General features: G+C 70.0%; 16 protein-coding genes and 1 pseudogene. 6 read left to right on the top strand and 11 right to left on the bottom strand.

Annotated features, from left to right (window positions below; genetic code table 11):
- From G5C66_RS17305 to G5C66_RS17285, 5 genes and pseudogenes are all read right to left on the bottom strand, one after another.
- Window positions 1–835, bottom strand: a pseudogene (locus G5C66_RS17305) (hypothetical protein); the annotation flags it as partial.
- 15 nt (window positions 836–850) lie between these two features.
- Window positions 851–1,189 (bottom strand): DivIVA domain-containing protein, encoded by a 339-nt coding sequence (locus tag G5C66_RS17300; protein WP_165112202.1) that lies wholly within the window; start codon window positions 1,187–1,189, stop codon window positions 851–853.
- A gap of 3 nt (window positions 1,190–1,192) precedes the next feature.
- Entirely contained in the window at window positions 1,193–1,912 is a 720-nt protein-coding gene (locus tag G5C66_RS17295; protein ID WP_165112201.1) for an LOG family protein, read from the bottom strand.
- Window positions 1,909–2,976 (bottom strand): succinyl-diaminopimelate desuccinylase, encoded by a 1,068-nt coding sequence (gene dapE / locus G5C66_RS17290; RefSeq protein WP_165112200.1) that lies wholly within the window; start codon window positions 2,974–2,976, stop codon window positions 1,909–1,911. Before dapE ends, G5C66_RS17295 begins: the two co-directional genes overlap by 4 nt.
- Before the next feature lie 8 nt (window positions 2,977–2,984).
- Entirely contained in the window at window positions 2,985–3,758 is a 774-nt protein-coding gene (locus tag G5C66_RS17285) for a TetR/AcrR family transcriptional regulator (RefSeq protein WP_165112199.1), read from the bottom strand.
- Between the two features lie 99 nt (window positions 3,759–3,857).
- Between G5C66_RS17285 and G5C66_RS17280 the strand changes: the two genes are divergently transcribed.
- The 3 genes from G5C66_RS17280 to G5C66_RS17270 are packed head-to-tail and all read left to right on the top strand — an operon-like array spanning window position 3,858 to window position 6,069.
- Entirely contained in the window at window positions 3,858–4,313 is a 456-nt protein-coding gene (locus tag G5C66_RS17280) for a nitroreductase/quinone reductase family protein (RefSeq protein WP_165112198.1), read from the top strand.
- Window positions 4,310–5,272, top strand: a complete 963-nt coding sequence (locus G5C66_RS17275; protein WP_165112197.1) for an ATP-binding cassette domain-containing protein — start codon at window positions 4,310–4,312, stop codon at window positions 5,270–5,272. Before G5C66_RS17280 ends, G5C66_RS17275 begins: the two co-directional genes overlap by 4 nt.
- Complete coding sequence (locus tag G5C66_RS17270) at window positions 5,269–6,069, top strand: ABC transporter permease (protein ID WP_165112196.1); 801 nt, start codon at window positions 5,269–5,271, stop codon at window positions 6,067–6,069. The genes G5C66_RS17275 and G5C66_RS17270 overlap by 4 nt, the downstream gene beginning before the upstream one ends.
- A gap of 63 nt (window positions 6,070–6,132) precedes the next feature.
- Here G5C66_RS17270 and G5C66_RS17265 read toward each other — a convergent pair whose 3' ends face one another.
- The gene (locus G5C66_RS17265) at window positions 6,133–6,609 is read right to left on the bottom strand and encodes an aromatic ring-opening dioxygenase LigA (RefSeq protein ID WP_165112195.1); all 477 of its coding nucleotides are present in this window, start codon (window positions 6,607–6,609) and stop codon (window positions 6,133–6,135) included.
- Between the two features lie 180 nt (window positions 6,610–6,789).
- Between G5C66_RS17265 and G5C66_RS17260 the strand changes: the two genes are divergently transcribed.
- Complete coding sequence (locus G5C66_RS17260; protein WP_165112194.1) at window positions 6,790–7,260, top strand: DUF6069 family protein; 471 nt, start codon at window positions 6,790–6,792, stop codon at window positions 7,258–7,260.
- Window positions 7,261–7,275: 15 nt separating this feature from the next.
- Here the strand turns inward: G5C66_RS17260 and G5C66_RS17255 are convergent, their stop codons facing one another.
- The 5 genes from G5C66_RS17255 to G5C66_RS17235 form a co-directional block, all read right to left on the bottom strand.
- Window positions 7,276–7,956, bottom strand: coding sequence for a class I SAM-dependent methyltransferase (locus G5C66_RS17255; RefSeq protein ID WP_338144212.1), 681 nt, complete (start codon window positions 7,954–7,956; stop codon window positions 7,276–7,278).
- Window positions 7,957–8,064: 108 nt separating this feature from the next.
- Entirely contained in the window at window positions 8,065–11,349 is a 3,285-nt protein-coding gene (gene ileS, locus G5C66_RS17250; protein WP_420901744.1) for an isoleucine--tRNA ligase, read from the bottom strand.
- A gap of 189 nt (window positions 11,350–11,538) precedes the next feature.
- Window positions 11,539–11,985 carry a GNAT family N-acetyltransferase gene (locus G5C66_RS17245; protein ID WP_165112192.1) on the bottom strand — a complete coding sequence of 149 codons (447 nt, stop codon included), beginning with the start codon at window positions 11,983–11,985 and terminating at the stop codon, window positions 11,539–11,541.
- A gap of 7 nt (window positions 11,986–11,992) precedes the next feature.
- Window positions 11,993–12,739 carry a DUF559 domain-containing protein gene (locus G5C66_RS17240; protein ID WP_165112191.1) on the bottom strand — a complete coding sequence of 249 codons (747 nt, stop codon included), beginning with the start codon at window positions 12,737–12,739 and terminating at the stop codon, window positions 11,993–11,995.
- A gap of 114 nt (window positions 12,740–12,853) precedes the next feature.
- Window positions 12,854–13,291 carry a GNAT family N-acetyltransferase gene (locus G5C66_RS17235; protein WP_165112190.1) on the bottom strand — a complete coding sequence of 146 codons (438 nt, stop codon included), beginning with the start codon at window positions 13,289–13,291 and terminating at the stop codon, window positions 12,854–12,856.
- A gap of 80 nt (window positions 13,292–13,371) precedes the next feature.
- Here G5C66_RS17235 and G5C66_RS17230 point away from each other — a divergent pair, with 80 nt between their 5' ends.
- Together G5C66_RS17230 and G5C66_RS17225 are read left to right on the top strand one after the other, a co-directional pair.
- Window positions 13,372–14,142 carry an enoyl-CoA hydratase/isomerase family protein gene (locus G5C66_RS17230; protein WP_165112189.1) on the top strand — a complete coding sequence of 257 codons (771 nt, stop codon included), beginning with the start codon at window positions 13,372–13,374 and terminating at the stop codon, window positions 14,140–14,142.
- A 42-nt stretch (window positions 14,143–14,184) separates the two neighbouring features.
- On the top strand, window positions 14,185–14,748 hold the full coding sequence (locus G5C66_RS17225) for a DinB family protein (protein WP_165112188.1): 564 nt from the start codon (window positions 14,185–14,187) through the stop codon (window positions 14,746–14,748).
- Window positions 14,749–14,852 lie beyond the last annotated feature (104 nt).

Here is a 14,852-nt window from a genome sequence, read left to right as displayed (position 1 = left end):
GAGCTGCGCGCTGCGGCGCAGCAGGCGGTTGCGGAGCGGACGGCTGCTGGGGCGCGGGCGACGGCGGCGTCCGACGTCCCGCCACCCGACGGCCGATCTGCCCGTCCCGCGACGGGGCAGGCGCAGGGGCCGGAGCAGGGGCCGGGGCTGGAGCAGGGGCCGGCGGCGGAGCCGGCGACGGGTCGCGCTCGATCGGAGCCATCACGGCGGTCTCCTCGGCGCCGGACGCGGCCCGACGAGGCTCGGGTCGAGACTCGGTCCGGGGCTCGGGTCGAGGCTCAGGCCGAGGCTCGGAGCGACGTCCGACCGGACGTCCCGGCTGGGCGACAGGCTGCGGCACCGGCTGCGCGACAGGCAGAGGAACCGGCTGCTGGACCGGCGCCTGGGCCGACCGCCTCGGGTCGGCGTAGCCGGCCCGGTCGTCGTACTGGTCATAGCCGTCGTAGCCGGCATCGCCATGACCGGACTCGTCGTAGCCGTAACCGTCATCGGCGGCGTACTCGTCCTCGTAGTCGTCATAGCCGTAGCCGTCGTCGGCGACGCCGGCACGCTGCTCCTTGAGCCGCCGGACGAGCAGGTAGATGCCCGCGATCGCGGCGAGCCAGATCCCGAACAGGCCGACCACGCCGGGGATGTCGCCGCCGAGGAAGAACGACGGCGGCGAGACGAGGAAGAGCACCCAGACGAGCAGGCCGGCGGCACCGGCGTACAGGTGGATCCTGGGCGGCAGTCCGGCCTCCTGCGACTGCAGGAGATGGGGCTTCAGGTAGGTGAGCGCGACGATCACCGCGACCAGGACGGTCACGGCGTAGACGAGTACGGCAGCGAAGCTCACGGCAGCGATTCTGTCCTAGACGTCGGGCGAGCCCGAATCGGGCTCGGGCGTGTGTGATGTGAGTCCCCCGACCCCGATCCCCCCGCCGGCATCGCCGGCGGCGGTCGACTCACGCCATTCTGCCTCCTCGGCGAGGCGGGCGATCAGAGCGTCCACCTCGTCCATCCGGTAGCCGCGCAACGCCACCGAGAAACGTACGCGACGCAGGTCTGCCGCCTCCAGGACACGGTCGCGGGGCACCAGAGCGTCGGGCTGGTCGCCGTACTCCTCCCCCATCGGCGCACCTGATCCGGCGGCGACGAGGGCGACTCCGCCGAGAACCAGCACGATGAGTGCCGCGAAGATCCAACCCATCCGTCAGTCACGCGCCTTCAGCATCAGCTCGACCGCCTCGTCCACGTCGTCGGTGAGGGTGATCATGTCGAGGTCGCTCTGCTTGATCCGGCCGTCGGCGAGCATCGTCTCGCGCATCCAGTCGAGGAGCCCCTCCCAGTGCTTCACGCCCATCAGGACGACCGGGAACTGGGTGATCTTCTTGGTCTGCGAGAGCGTCATCGCCTCGAAGAGCTCGTCCATGGTGCCGAGGCCGCCGGGCATGACGACGTAGCCCTGGGAGTACTTCACGAACATCATCTTGCGGACGAAGAAGTAGCGGAAGTTGAGCCCGAAGGTGACGTAGTCGTTGAGCCGCGCCTCGAAGGGCAGCTCGATGCCGAGACCGATCGACTCGCCACCGGCCTCCATCGCCCCCTTGTTGGCCGCCTCCATCGTGCCGGGGCCGCCACCGGTGATGACCACGAAGCCGGCCTCGGCGAGCTTGCGGCCCACCTCCTCCGCCTGGGCGTAGGTCGGGTGGTCCTGCGGCGTTCGCGCGGAGCCGAAGACGCTGATCGCGGGGCCGATCTCGGAGAGGTCGTTGAACCCCTCGACGAACTCCGCCTGGATCTTCATGACCCGCCACGGGTCGGTGTGGACCCAGTCGCCGTGGCCGGAGCTGTCCAGCAGTCGCTGGTCGGTGGTGCTGCCGGCGGGACGCCCCTTGGTGGGGCGCGGGCCGGAGCCGCTGCGTCGGGTCATGCGGTCAACCAATCACGAAGGGCCAGCTCGCAGGTGGTGATCTCGGAGATCCGCACGTGCTCGTCGGCTTTGTGGGCGAACATCGGGTCACCTGGACCATAGTTGACCGCCGGTATGCCGAGGACCGTGAACCGTGCCACATCGGTCCAGCCGAACTTGGGCCCGACCTCGCCGCCGACCGCCTCGATGAAGGCCTTGGCCGCCGGACGGTCGAGGCCGGGCAGCGCGCTGGGAGCGGAATCGGTCAGCGTGACCTCGTAGCCGTCGAAGAAGCTCTGCACGAAGGCGAGCGCCTCCTCCTCGGAGCGGTCCGGGGCGAAGCGGTAGTTGACCGTCACCACGCACTCGTCGGGGATCACGTTGCCGGCCACTCCCCCGGAGACGAAGACCGCGTTGAGACCCTCGTGGTATTCCAGCCCGTCGATGACCGGCTTGCGCGGGACGTACGCCTCCAGGCGGCGCAGCACCTCGCCGGCCTTGTGGATCGCGTTGACGCCGCGCCAGGAGCGGGCGCTGTGGGAGCGCTCGCCGGTGGTGCGGACCTCGACCCGCAGGGTGCCCTGGCAGCCGGCCTCGACGCCGGCGTTCGAGGGCTCCATCAGGATCGCGAAGTCACCGGCGAGGAGGTCGGGCTCGCTGGCCGCCAGCTTGCCGAGCCCGTTGTGGACGGCCTCGATCTCCTCGGCGTCGTAGAGGACGTACGTCACGTCGCGGTTGGGCGCCTCCAGGGAGGCGGCCAGCTTGAGGATGACCGCGTCGCCGGCCTTCATGTCGCAGGCGCCCAGGCCGTGCAGGATGCCGGTGGCCTCGTCGAGACGACTCGGGAAGTTGCCGTTGACGGGGACCGTGTCGAGGTGGCCCGCGACGACCACGCGCTCGGGGAGGCCGAGGTCGGTGCGAGCCACGATCGAGTTGCCCCGGCGCTCGACGACGAGGTGGTCGTACGCAGCCAGCGCCCGCTCCACCGCGTCGGCCAGCTCGAGCTCGTTGAGACTCACCGATTCGATGTCCATCAGCTGCCGGGTCAGCGTCACCACGTCGGTGGTCAAGTCGAGCGTCGCCATGGCACTAGTCAATCAGGGGACCTCTTGCCGACGTGCGCGAGCACCCCGTCGATGATCCGGGCGAGCCCGTAGTCGAGCTCGCGCGCGGGATCGGTCGCCGCCTGATAGGCCTCGCCTGCGGCGGTGCCGACGCGGTTGGCCAGCGGATAGTGGCTGCCGGCCATGACCTCTTCCAGCGTGTCGTAGTTGGCCTCCCACCACTCTGCCTCGGTCATGCCGGTGACCTGCTCAGCGCGGCGTTTCATCAGCTCGCTGCGGGCGATGTTGCCGGCGAACCCGATCAGCACGGCCACGGTCTGGTCCATCTCCAGGTCGGTCAGCCCGAGACCGTCGACCGCCCGCAGCTGCCACTCGTAGCGGTCGCTCATGTTGGGCCCCAGCCAGGGGCGTACGTCCTGCACCTCGAGCAGCCACGGGTGGGCCCGGAGCTCGTCGTGCGCGAGGTTGGCGACCAGCTCGAGGCGCTTGCGTGGGTCGTCGGGCAGGTCGGGCAGCGTCGTCCGACCGGTCACCTGGTCGGCCATGAGCACCAGCAGGGCGTCGCGGCTGGGCACGTAGGAGTAGAGCGTCATCGTCCCCAGCCCGAAGCGCTGGGCGATCGCGCGCATCGTCACGGCGGCCAGGCCCTCTGCATCGGCCAGGTCGATCGCGGCGTCGACGACCTCGTCGACGCTCACCTTCTGCTTCGGGCCCCGCTTGACCTTCGTCTCCTCGCGCCCGTCGGTCCGGTGGCGCCAGAGCAGGCGCAACGAGGGGTCTGGCTGGTCCGGCACGTCGCTCATCCTAACCTCCTCCGAAAAAATTTCGTACGTCGTACGGAACAAATGCTACAGTCGCTCCGTTGTCATCTTCGTACAGCGTACGAAATTGGAGGAACGTGCATGCCGAACGATGCGAAACCGGTGCCGCCGCGCTGGCTCAAGCCGATGAACAAGGTCTTCATGGCCCTGTCGAAGACCGGGCTCGGGATGAAGGAGCTGCCGGTGCTCACCGTGCCGGGCCGCGCGAGCGGCAAGCTCCGCAGCACCCCGCTCTCGGTGCTCGACCTGGACGGACGCCGCTACCTGCTGGAGGGGTTCCCGGGCGCCGACTGGGCCCGCAACGTACGCGCCGCCTCCGGCCGGGCCACGCTGCGGGTCGGCCGGACCACGGAGGACGTGCACCTCGTGGAGGTCGACGGCGACGAGGCGCTGACCGTGCTCCGGCTGTGGCCGGAGCGGATGGCGGACGGAGCGAAGATCATGCTGGACGCCGGGGTGGTCACCGCGGTGACGCCGGAGGCCTTCGAGGCCGTCGCCGGGCGCTGCGGCGTGTTCCGGATCGAGGTGGGCCGATGACCGCCTCTCCCCTGTCCGCGCACGCCGTGCGCAAGCGCTACCGCGACACCCAGGCGCTCGACGGTCTCGATCTGGAGGTCACCGCCGGCACCGTCCACGCCCTGCTCGGGCCGAACGGTGCCGGCAAGTCGACCGCGGTGAACGTCTTCGCGACGCTCACCCGGCCCGACGCCGGCGAGGTGCGGGTCGGCGGCCACGACGCCGTACGCCACCCCGCCCGGGTCCGCTCGACGATCGGCCTGGTCGGGCAGAGCGCCGCGCTCGACGAGGCGCTCCACAGCCGCGAGAACCTGGTGATGTTCGGCCGGCTGCACGGCCTGTCGAAGACGGCTGCCGTACGCCGCGCCGGGGACCTCCTCGCCGCCTTCGGCCTCACCGAGGCCGGCGACCGCAAGGTCTCGGGCTACTCGGGCGGGATGCGGCGGCGCCTCGACATCGCCGCGGGTCTGGTCACCCGTCCGCAGATCCTCTTCCTCGACGAGCCGACCACGGGGCTGGACCCGCGTGCCCGCCACGAGGTCTGGGAGATGGTGCGGCAGGTGGTGGCCGACGGGACGACGGTGCTGCTGACCACGCAGTACCTCGACGAGGCCGACCAGCTGGCCGACATGGTCACCGTCCTCGGCGCCGGCCGAGTGATCGCCGAGGGCACGCCCTCGGCGCTGAAGAGCGACCTGGGCGGCGACCGGGTGATCATCACCGCGACCGGGCCGGACGACCTCGCCCGGATGGCGGGCGTCCTCGGTTCCGCGGCCGTCGCCGACCCCGACCGGCTCGAGGTCACGGTCGAGGCCGGTCCGGCCGGCGGCGGCGCCGCCGTCGTCGAGGTCGTACGCAGCCTCGACTCCGCCGGCATCACGGTCGACGACGTGCTGCTGCGCCGGCCGACCCTGGACGAGGTGTTCCTCCACCTGACCGCACCCGAGACCGAGCACCACCACGAAGGAGCCGCCCGATGACGGAGCTGACCTCAGGACTCACCTCGACCCTGCGGCAGACGTGGGTGATCACGCTGCGCGACCTCAAGCACTGGCAGCGCGAGCCGTGGGGACCCGTCTTCGGGATCCTGTTCTCGATCATGATGCTGCTGATCTTCGGCTACCTGTTCGGCGGCGCGATCGAGATGCCGGGTGGCGGGACGTACCTGCCCTATCTGCTGCCGGGCGTGCTCGCACTGACCATGATGTTCGGCATCGACGGCACCATGGCCGTGGTCACCGAGGACACCAAGCGCGGGGTGACCAACCGGTTCCGCTCGCTGCCGATGAGCGGCCTCGCGGTGCCGCTGGGACGGGCGGTCGCCGACCTGGGCAACTCGGCGGTCCAGCTGGGCGTGCTGATGCTCGGCGGGCTGCTGATCGGGTGGCGGATCGAGGGCTCGTTCCTCGAGGCGGCCGCCGCGGTCGGGCTCCTGCTGTGGCTACGGCTGGCGATGCTGTGGCTGGGCATCTTCCTGGGCCTCACGCTGCGGATGGAGGGCGCGCTGACGATGGTGCAGGTGCTGGTCTGGCCGCTGGGCTTCTGCTCGAGCCTGTTCGTCTCTCCCGAGACGATGCCCGGATGGCTCGGCTTCCTGGCCGCGTGGAACCCGGTCTCGGCCACCGCCACGGCCTGCCGCGACCTCTTCGGCAACCCGACCGGGATCACCTCCGGCCTGCTCGCCGACCACGCGATGCTCCTGGCGGTGGCCTGGCCCGCGGTCCTGCTGGCGATCTTCGTCCCGCTCTCCACCCGGGCGTTCCGGCGGCTGGGCTGACCCTCGAACGATCGAGGCCCGGGAAGGCGAATCGCCTTCCCGGGCCCATTGGTCGAGGGGTCGTCAGGCGGTGGCCGGCTCGAGAGCGTCGGTCTTCTCCGAGGCCTTCTCCTTGGCCGGCACGACCGCGCGGGTCAGCGACCCCAGCGCGAAGGCGACGAACAGCAGCACGACACCCAGGCCCGCGACCAGCGCCGAGAGACCGAAGGCGGTGACCGCGGTCAGCAGGGAGGCGCGTACGAACGACGACTCGGCGGCGACCTCGCGGATCGGGTCCTCCTGGTCCAGCTCGGCGTACGTCTTGCCCTTGGTGATCCCCAGGGCGTGCTTCTCGACCGTGGCGGCCTGGGCGTACGCCGAGAACGGCCCGTCGACGGTGTCTCCGGCGAGGAACGAGGCGTCGTCGGCGACGGTGATCTCCTGCGCCTTCAGCTGGGTGTGGGCCAGGTAGTAGCTGGCGGCGCCACTGGCGATGAACAACAGGCCGAACAGCCCGATCAGGGGGCTCAGCAGCTTCGCGATCCGAGGTTTGCGGGTCATGTCGACCAAGGCTCACCTAACTTACTTTCCGCGGAAAGCCCCGGAGGGTGTGATCTTCGTCCTCCAGAGTTTTTTTCGGCGAACTGTCGGATCGGCGTCGAGCCGTTCGTGGAGTGGGTGAGAAGCGGCCGTACGGACCGCGCCAACCACCACCAGAACCACGACACGAGAGGCACCATCATGAGCACCAGCACCTTCGCCCAGGCCACCACCACCGACCACGGTCAGTTCGCTTCGCGGATCCCGGTCTGGCTCGTCAGCACCGCCGCCGTCCTCGTCGGCGCCCTGGTCACCGGCGTCTACGAGTTCGTGGCCCGCGCCACCGGGGTCCCGTTCGACGTCGCCCTCCCCGGCACCGGCGTCGCCCCCGCCGCGATCCCCGAGACCGGACTCGCCTGGGCCGTCGCCGAGCTCGGCCTGATCGGCATCATCATCGCCGTCTGCCTCACCCGCTGGGCCAAGCGCCCGCGCTCGACCTGGAAGCGCACCGCGTGGACGCTGACCGCACTCTCGCTGGTGCCCAGCCTGGTCGCCGTCACCGACTCCTACGCCACCAACATCATGCTGGTGATCTCCCACCTCGTCGCCGCCGCGGTGATCGTCCCGACCGTCGCCGCCCGGCTGGCGGAGCGCAACCCGCGCCGCGCCTGAAGCCCTGGGACACCGTCAGCCCGGTGGCCGGCGAGCGATGATCAGCTCGCCGACACCGGGCATCGGCGTCGTCTCGACCGTGAACCCGGCGGCGTTCAGGTCGGCGAACAGCGCCGGCCGCGGATGGGTGCGGTAGTACATCACGAACGTCGGCCGCCACACCGCGTTGCGCACGCGCATCGCCAGGTCGAACCCGGTGAGCAGCCAGTACGCCGGCTGCGTCGGCTTCGGCGCGCGGCTCATCGGCAACGCGAACACCCCGCCCGGCCGCAGCGCCCGGTAGACGCCGTCGAAGAGCGGCCCCCGCTCCTCCGGAAGAAAATGCCCCAGCGCCCCGAAGCTCACCACCAGGTCGTACGCAGCCTCGAACGGCAGCGCGCGAGCATCCGCCCGCACCAGGTCGGCGTCAGGGTGCGCCGCCCGGGCCTGCTCCAGCATCCCCGCACTGAAGTCCACCCCGGTCGGCCGCTCCGACGTCGCCTCCTCGAGCAGCGCCAGCCCCGCCCCGGTGCCCGTGCAGACGTCGAGCCCTCGCTCGAACGGCCCGTGCTCCCGCAGCGCGGTGATCGTGGCCGCGAGCATCCAGTCCGGCGTGCGGAACGGGGTCGCGTCGAACTTCGGCGCCAGCAGGTCGTACCCGCGCTCGACCGACGACAGCGCCTGGACCGCGAGCTCGCGAAGCGTCGGTCCTCTCACGCCTCCCAACCTAGCCCCAACGCAGCAGGGCCGGAGCCGATCGACGGCTCCGGCCCTGCTGGGTTGTGGTGCTGGACGGATCTCGACCCGCTTCGCGGGTTCGCAGGCTCAGACCTTAGCGACCGCGATCTGCGCCTTCTCGCCGTCGCCCAGGTCGACCGGGTTGCCGTCGAGGGCGTCGACGACGTCGTAGGTCGTGGCGAGGGTCTCGCGGGCGATCAGGTCGGCGTGGGTCGTGGCTGCCTCACGGACAGTCGCCGACCCGGCCACCGACAGGATGATGCGGTCCTCGACGTTGAGGCCGGAGTCCTTGCGGGCCTGCTGGACCGCGCGGACCAGGTCACGGGCGAGACCCTCGGCGGCGAGCTCGGGGGTGACGACCGTGTCCAGCACGATGAACCCACCGGGGAGCATCGAGACCGCGATGTCGTCGGAGGCGGAGCCGGCGACGGTCTCGAGCGTGTATTCACCCTCGACCAGCGCCAGACCACCGGCGACGACCTCACCGGAGTCTGACACCGACCAGTCACCGGACTTGGAGCCCTTGATGGCCTTCTGGACGTCCTTGCCGAGGCGCGGCCCGGCGGCGCGGGCGTTGACGGTGAGCTTCTGCTCGATGCCGTAGGTGCCGGCCTCCTCCGAGTCGGCGGCGAGCAGCCGGACCGACTTGACGTTGACCTCGTCGGCGACGATCTCCTCGAAGCCGGCGATGTCGGCACCGACCACGGTCAGGCCGCCCAGCGGCAGACGGTTGCGGAGCTTGCGCGCCTTGCGCAGTGCGGAGGTCGAGGAGCAGACCGCGCGGACGGCGTCCATCCGGGCGACCAGGTCGTCGTCAGCGGGCAGGTCCTCGACGACCGGGTAGTCGGTCAGGTGCACCGAGCGGCCACCGGTCAGACCGCGCCAGATCTCCTCGGTCGTCAGCGGCAGCAGCGGCGCGACCAGGCGGGTGACCGTCTCCAGCACCGTGTAGAGGGTGTCGAAGGCAGCCTTGTCCTCGTTCCAGAACCGCTCCCGCGACCTGCGGATGTACCAGTTCGTGAGCACGTCGATGAACCGCTGCGTCGCCTCGCACGCCTCGGCGACGTAGTAGTCGTCCATGGCGGTGGTCATCTCGGCGACGTAGTCGCGCAGCTTGGCCAGGACGTAGCGGTCCAGCGGGTCGGTGGACTCGGTCGAGCCGGTGGTCTCCAGGTTGGCCGCGTTGGCGTAGAGATGGAAGAAGTACCAGCTGTTCCACAGCGGGATCATCACCTGGCGTACGGAGTCCCGGATGCCCTGCTCGGTGACGACCAGGTTGCCGCCGCGCAGGATGGGTGAGGACATCAGGAACCAGCGCATCGCGTCGGCGCCGTCGCGGTCGAAGACCTCGTTGACGTCGGGGTAGTTGCGCAGGCTCTTGGACATCTTCTGTCCGTCCGAGCCCAGCACGATGCCGTGGCTGATGCAGGACTGGAACGCCGGCCGGTCGAAGAGCGCGGTCGCCAGGATGTGCAGCGTGTAGAACCAGCCACGGGTCTGGCCGATGTACTCCACGATGAAGTCGCCCGGGAAGTGGTGGGCGAACCACTCCTCGTTCTCGAACGGCACGTGGTTCTGGGCGAAGCTCATCGAGCCCGAGTCGAACCAGACGTCGAGGACGTCGGGCACCCGGCGCATCATCGACTTGCCGGTCGGGTCGTCGGGGTTGGGACGGACCAGGTCGTCGACGTACGGCCGGTGCAGGTCGGGGTTGCCGTCGGCGTCCTTCGGCAGGGTGCCGAAGTCGCGCTCCAGCTCCGCGAAGCTCCCGTAGACGTCGAGACGCGGGTAGGCCGGGTCGTCGGACTTCCACACCGGGACCGGGGAGCCCCAGAAGCGGTTGCGGGTGATCGACCAGTCGCGGGCGTTCTCCAGCCACTTGCCGAACTGGCCGTCCTGGATGTGCTCGGGCACCCAGCGGATCTGCTGGTTGAGCTCGAGCATCCGGTCCTTGATCTTGGTGACCTCGACGAACCAGCTGCTCACACCCTTGTAGATCAGCGGCTGACGGCAGCGCCAGCAGTGCGGGTAGGAGTGGTTGTAGGACTCGCGGCGCAGCAGGATCGTGCCCGCAGTCACCGATCCCCCGGCCTCGCCGCGGGTGACCGCCTTGAGGTGGTCGATGATCTGCAGGTTGGCGTCGAAGACCTGGACACCGGCGTAGTCGACGACCGGCGCGGTGAACTTGCCGTCCTTGCCGACCGGCATGACCGCCTCGATGTTCTCGCGGTCGGTCACCTCCTTGTCGACCTCACCGAACGCACCGGCGGTGTGAACCGCCCCGGTGCCGTCGGTGGTCGTGACGGCGTCGTCGGCGGCGACGATCCGGAACGCGTTGGCGCGCCCGAGGTAGTAGGAGAACGGCGGGGTGTAGCTGCGGCCGAGCAGCTCGGCGCCCTTGTAACGTCCGAGGATCGTCGGCTCGTCGGCGTCGGGGAACAGCTCCTTCTTGTACGCCGCGAGCCGGGCCTCCGCGAGGACGTACCTGGCCGTCTTGTCGGTGCCCAGGACCGGGCCCTCGACGACGACGTAGTCGATGTCGGAGCCCACCATCACGGCGAGGTTGGACGGCAGGGTCCAGGGGGTGGTGGTCCAGATCAGGATGTGGGCGCCGTCGAGGACCTCGTCCTCGCCGGTCGCGTCGAGCGCGTAGCCGACGGTCACCGCCGGGTCCTGGCGGTCCTTGTAGACGTCGTCGTCCATCCGCAGCTCGTGGTTGGACAGCGGGGTCTCGTCCTGCCAGCAGTAGGGCAGAACGCGGAAGCCCTCGTAGACCAGGCCCTTGTCGTAGAGCGTCTTGAAGGCCCAGATCACCGACTCCATGTAGTCGGGGTTGAGGGTCTTGTAGTCGTTGTCGAAGTCCACCCAGCGCGCCTGGCGGGTGACGTAGTCGCGCCACTCACCGGTGTACTTCAGCACCGAGGCCCGGCTGGCCGCGTTGAACTTGTCGATGCCCATCTCGACGATCTCGTCGGTCGTCTTCAGACCGAGCTGGCGCATCGCCTCGAGCTCGGCGGGCAGGCCGTGGGTGTCCCAGCCGAAGCGCCGCTCGACGCGCTTGCCGCGCATCGTCTGGTAGCGCGGGACGATGTCCTTGACGTAACCGGTCAGCAGGTGGCCGTAGTGCGGCAGGCCGTTGGCGAACGGCGGGCCGTCGTAGAAGACGAACTCGTTCTCGCCGTTCTCGCCGGCGTCGCGGTTGTCGATGCTCGCCTGGAAGGTCCCGTCCTTCTTCCAGTAGTCGAGAATCTGCGTCTCGATCTCCGGGAAGCGTGGGCTGGCCGGGACGGCACTCTTGTCGGCTGAGGTGACCTTCGGATAGGCCATCGGCGGCATCTCCTGCTGGGTGGTGGTGTGGGTTTCGTCTGCCACAGGGACGATCTCTCGACCGCGGTACCACCCTGCTTGCCCATGCCTGGGCCACTTCGTTCCGGCTGTGACGGGCCACTCCCGCCGGGTTCTACTCTCCGAAGATTTCTTCCCGGGGCTCGCCGCTGATGACGGCTCGAACGCCTGTAAGGAGAAGGGTACGCCGCCCGCGGCCCCCCGCGCGAACCCGATTCACACGGCGCGCCACATCCGCACGTGCGGCCCGATCTGGGGGTCGTCCCACGGCTCACCGATCACCCGGAACCCTGCGCGCTCGTAGAACCTCGCCGCCGACGTACGCGCGTTGCACCAGACCAGCCCGCCGCCCCGGGTCGCGACATGGTCGAGTGCAGCCTGCAGCACCTCGCCACCCACACCCTTCCCGCGCCACCCGTCCGCCGTCGCCATCCCCCGGATCCGCCACCCCTTCCCGGGATGATCGGGCAGGTCAGGGCACGGTTCCGGGAAGAGCCCGACGCACCCGACCATGCTCCCGTCGGCATCCAGCGCCGCGTACGTCGCGACCTCGGGGTCATCATCCCCCGGCACCCGCGCCGCCTCCGGCGGCCCGCCGTTGCGCAACACCTTCGCCCGCAACGAATACGTCTCTTCGACCGCCACCCGGCGCACCGTGATCACGCCGCAATCATGCAGGCATGGACCTCAACCGGTCGGCGACGGCACCGGAAAGCGCCTCGTGGACGACCTCGGGGTGCAGCATGACGTCCTCCCAGGTGAACCGTAGGACGATCCAGCCCGCTGCCACGAACCGGTTGTAGCGGGCCGCATCCTCGACCAGCGCCCGACGCGTCCCATGGAACTCGAACGAGTCGGCTTCGATGATGATCCGGAGCCGACGGTCGGCGAGGTCGACCCGGCCGAGGAAGTCGGGCTCCGCGATCCTCACCTGGGGCTCGACGTCGAGCCCGTCGACCTGGATCGCGATCGCGCGCAGACAGCTCTCGAAGGCGTTGTCAGCGCCTCCGTGCGCCAGGTGGGCCACCCTGCGGACCCCGCCCGCTCCCGGACCGAAGGTGCGATCGGCGGCAGCGACCAGCTCTTCGCGGCCGACCCCGAGGCGCAGCGCGGAGTCGGCGACGCACAGCGCCTCGTCGAAGGGCAGCTTCCGAGAGCAGTCGATCACCGTGCGCAGCCGCGTCGTCACGACGCCATCCACATCGCAGGCCGGGATGTCGAGCCGACGGACCATGACGCCACGAGCGATCGAGCGGCGGATCCGCCGGCTTCGCGGGATCGTCACCTCGGGGCGCAGGGGGACGTGCTTGACCGACCAGCCCCACACCAGCGCGGCGCTCAGCCCCGAGACGACTCCGCGGAGCTGCTCGGCGGCAGCGATCGCGGCTACGGCTACGGCCTTCTCCTCTTCGTTCACGCCCGACTCATACCCAAACTCATGAGTTCTAAACCGAATGCACACGGTCGTTACGTATGTGACGAATGAGGCGCCTCATTCGTCACATACGTAACGACCGTGTGCATCGCTCGCTCAGACCCGCCGCACCAGTCGCACGTTCGGCCCGAACTCCGGGTCCTCCCACGGCGCGCCGACCTGCTGGAAGCCCGCCCGCAGGAACAGTGGAGCGCCGGCGGGCGTGGCGTTGCACCAGACGGTCCCGCCGGCGTGGTCGTCCGCATGTGCCAGAGCTGCGGCGAGTACGGCCGTCCCGACTCCGCGTCCGCGCCACTCCTCGGCGGTCGCCAGGCGACGGATCCGCCACGTGCCCTCCGTGGAAGGGAACACACTGACGCTCCCGACCACGGTGGCATCTGCGTCCTTGGCCGCGAAGGTCGCCACGTCCGAGTGGTCGTCGCCTGTGACCTTCGCCGACTCGGGCGACGCACCGCCGTGGAGGACCAGCGCTCGGAGTGGATAGGTCGCGGCGGCCGGGACACGGGTGACGGTGAACGCGCTCGAAGATGCCACGTCGCGACCGTAGCCGGATGGGACGGCTCTGGTGGGCTGATCGGGCGACGGCCGAGGCAGCACCCTGGCAGGATGCGCGCATGAGCCTGATTCGCTACGAGTACGCCGACGGGTGCGCGCGCATCACGATGACCAACCCTGACCGGGGCAACGTCTTCTCCCCCGCGGCCGGGGACGAGCTGCTGGCGGCGATCCTGCGGGCGAAGGCGGACTCGGCGCGGGTGATCGTGCTCGCGGCGGAGGGGAAGTACTTCTCGGTCGGCGGCGACCTGGCCGGGTTCGCGGCGGCCGACGATCTGGGGCCGTACATCCTGGAGCTCGCCGAGGGCGCGAACCGGATGATCACCGAGCTCGTACGCTGCGACGCGATCGTGGTCAGCGCGGTCCAGGGGACGGCGGCGGGGGTCGGGTTCCCGCTGGCCGCGGCCGCCGACATCGTGGTCGCCGCGGACAGGGCGAAGTTCAGCCTCGCCTACGCGAAGGTGGGGCTCTCGGTCGACGGCGGCGGCTCGCTGCTCGTCCACACCCTCGGCCTGCACCGGGTGCTCCGGCTGACCCTGCTGGGCGACATGCTCTCTGCCGACGAGGCGCTCGAGGCCGGGCTGGTCGCCCGCGTCGTACCGGCCGACGAGCTCGACGCGACCGTCGACGAGGTCGTCGCCACCCTGCTGGCCGGGTCCCCGGAGGCGCTGGCGCGCACCAAGCACCTGATCCGCGACGTCGCTGACCCGAACCCCGAGTCGGCCCTGCGGCGCGAGGCGGAGTCGATCTCCGCGCTCGGCGGCTCGGCGTCCGGGCGCGAGGGCATCAACGCGTTCCTGGAGAAGCGGCCGCCCAGCTTCGGTGGCTGAAATCCGTTGGCCGAAAGGCGCTTGTTCCGACAGGGTGAACCCATGAGCAGCGATCAGCGACAGGTCGGATTCGAGGGCATCTGGCTTCCCGAGGGCGAGGACCCACGCCTGCAGAAGGAGCAGCCTGTCGGCGAGCTGGCGACCTATCGCGACTACCTGCGCCACTACCGGCTCACGCTCGAGCTCAAGTGCCAGGACCTCGGTCCGGAGGACCTGGCCAAGCAGAGCGTGCCGCCGAGCGACCTGAGCCTGATCGGGCTGATCCGGCACATGGCGCGGGTCGAGCACGGCTGGTTCCAGCGGGTGCTGAAGGAGAACCTCGACATCCCCCGCCTCGACGCCGAAGACCCCACCGGCGGCTTCCACAAGGTCGAGCCCACCCAGGAGTCGGTCGACGAGGCGTTCACCAGCTGGCGCGAGCAGGTCGCCCTCGCCGACGAGTGGCTCGACTCGATCGACGACAGCGTGCTCGGCGAGATGCGCGACACCGGCAACGAGCAGGCCAGCATCCGCGACATCCTGGTCCACATGATCGAGGAGTACGCCCGCCATGCAGGCCACGCCGACCTGCTGCGCGAGACCATCGACGGGCGTACCGGGCAGTAGCCCCACCGGCCGTCGGGACGACGGTTTCCTGAGACTAGGCTGAGACAGCGGTCACAAGCGACCGCTTACCCGCTGAACCCGAGGGAGACCATGTCAACGTCGAC

This window comes from Nocardioides turkmenicus (assembly GCF_011045035.1).
Taxonomy (GTDB): Bacteria; Actinomycetota; Actinomycetes; order Propionibacteriales; family Nocardioidaceae; genus Nocardioides; species Nocardioides turkmenicus.
This window is presented reverse-complemented; position numbering and strand designations above follow the sequence as displayed.

Excerpts from the sequence above, each read along its gene's own strand:
- G5C66_RS17300 (WP_165112202.1), bottom strand. The coding sequence starts at position 1,189 with ATGGGTTGGATCTTCGCGGCACTCATCGTGCTGGTTCTCGGCGGAGTC.
- G5C66_RS17230 (WP_165112189.1), top strand. The coding sequence starts at position 13,372 with ATGAGCCTGATTCGCTACGAGTACGCCGACGGGTGCGCGCGCATCACG.
- G5C66_RS17275 (WP_165112197.1), top strand. The coding sequence starts at position 4,310 with ATGACCGCCTCTCCCCTGTCCGCGCACGCCGTGCGCAAGCGCTACCGC.
- G5C66_RS17225 (WP_165112188.1), top strand. The coding sequence starts at position 14,185 with ATGAGCAGCGATCAGCGACAGGTCGGATTCGAGGGCATCTGGCTTCCC.
- G5C66_RS17270 (WP_165112196.1), top strand. The coding sequence starts at position 5,269 with ATGACGGAGCTGACCTCAGGACTCACCTCGACCCTGCGGCAGACGTGG.
- G5C66_RS17260 (WP_165112194.1), top strand. The coding sequence starts at position 6,790 with ATGAGCACCAGCACCTTCGCCCAGGCCACCACCACCGACCACGGTCAG.
- G5C66_RS17280 (WP_165112198.1), top strand. The coding sequence starts at position 3,858 with ATGCCGAACGATGCGAAACCGGTGCCGCCGCGCTGGCTCAAGCCGATG.
- dapE (WP_165112200.1), bottom strand. The coding sequence starts at position 2,976 with ATGGCGACGCTCGACTTGACCACCGACGTGGTGACGCTGACCCGGCAG.
- G5C66_RS17295 (WP_165112201.1), bottom strand. The coding sequence starts at position 1,912 with ATGACCCGACGCAGCGGCTCCGGCCCGCGCCCCACCAAGGGGCGTCCC.
- G5C66_RS17285 (WP_165112199.1), bottom strand. The coding sequence starts at position 3,758 with ATGAGCGACGTGCCGGACCAGCCAGACCCCTCGTTGCGCCTGCTCTGG.
- G5C66_RS17265 (WP_165112195.1), bottom strand. The coding sequence starts at position 6,609 with ATGACCCGCAAACCTCGGATCGCGAAGCTGCTGAGCCCCCTGATCGGG.